Genomic DNA, 1,251 nt, shown 5'->3' with positions numbered 1-1,251 from the left:
TGCCTAATCCTGCAAATTTTATTTTACCAAAATTCCGTTAGCATTTAGCCATGCCCTTATATCATCGCTCAAACTCGCACCGCCTGAATAATGCACCGATAACGCATTACCGATAGGCGAATTTGGCGCAAGTTTGGCGATTGCCGTGACACTAGCCCCCATTCTGCCACCGCCATGCGAAGCAAATGGGATTATCGTTTTGCCGTCAAAATCATAGCTTTCAAGTAGCGTTGCAATGGGCATTGGGATACTTGCCCACCAGTTTGGATAGCCTAGTAGTATCGTATCATACTGCTCGAAATTTTTGATTTGCGCATCTATTTTTGGTCTTGCATTTTTGTGTTGATCGCTTTGAGCCTGCATTAAACAAGTATTGTAATCATCAGAATACGGCGTTTCTAGGCGAAATTCAAAGATGTCTGCGCCCGTGATTTTCCGAATTTCTCTGGCTATGCCACGCGTATTTCCGCCCCACGAATAAAACACAATTAGAATTTTTTCGTGTTTGCTTTGAATAAAGCTTTCGTTTTTGGCTTCGATTTTGCCAGAAATGGCTGAATTTTCGGCATTTCTTGCAAGGCGAATTCCAAGATTGTGATTTTTATAATTTGACTGAGCCGCCGCTCTGTAAGCACTGCGTAAATTTTTGCCAAAGTCGTTCCAACCGCCACCCCTATAAACATGCCTTGTACCGACACTTACGCCTGTGGGATTTAGCGCGTCCCCGCTCTCGTAAGTGCCGTAAAAATCCCAGCACCACTCATTTACATTGCCGTGTATGTCAAAAAGACCAAAGCCGTTTGGCGCGAAGCTGCCTACTTCTATCGTGCGATAGCGTGGGCTTGTGGGTTTTGCTTTTAGTTTGCTATTGTCAAAATAATTTTCTTCGATTTCATAAGGGTAGTTTGAGTAAAAATTTGCCTCATTTCCGCTTGGTGGGATAGCTGAGCTAAATGGTGTGGAAGTCCCCGCGCGCGCGGCAAATTCCCACTCGGCTTCGCTTGGCAATCTGTATCCGTTTGCGCTTCTGTCCCAAATGACCGAGTCTGGCGTGATTTCATAGGCTGGGTTTAGCCCTTCGCTAAGGCTTTTTAGGTTGGCAAACATTATCGCATCTAGCCACGAAACATTTTCCACAGGCAAATTTTCACCCTTGTTTTCGCTTGGGTTTTCGCCTGTGATGCGTTCGTATTCGCCCTGCGTGATTTCGTGAGTGCCGATATAAAAATCACTCACGCCCACTTCATGCGC

General features: G+C 45.4%; 1 protein-coding gene. It reads right to left on the bottom strand.

Annotated features, from left to right (window positions below; all coding sequences use genetic code 11):
* Nucleotides 1–18 precede the first annotated feature (18 nt).
* Nucleotides 19–1,251 (bottom strand): flavodoxin (locus OFO01_RS08950; RefSeq protein ID WP_270875552.1); only part of this gene is annotated, 1,233 nt, incomplete at its 5' end.

Source organism: Campylobacter sp. JMF_01 NE2 (assembly GCF_027737365.1).
Taxonomy (GTDB): domain Bacteria; phylum Campylobacterota; class Campylobacteria; order Campylobacterales; family Campylobacteraceae; genus Campylobacter_B.
The sequence above is the reverse complement of the archived record's forward strand: the minus strand, read 5'-3'. Positions and strand labels throughout refer to the sequence as shown.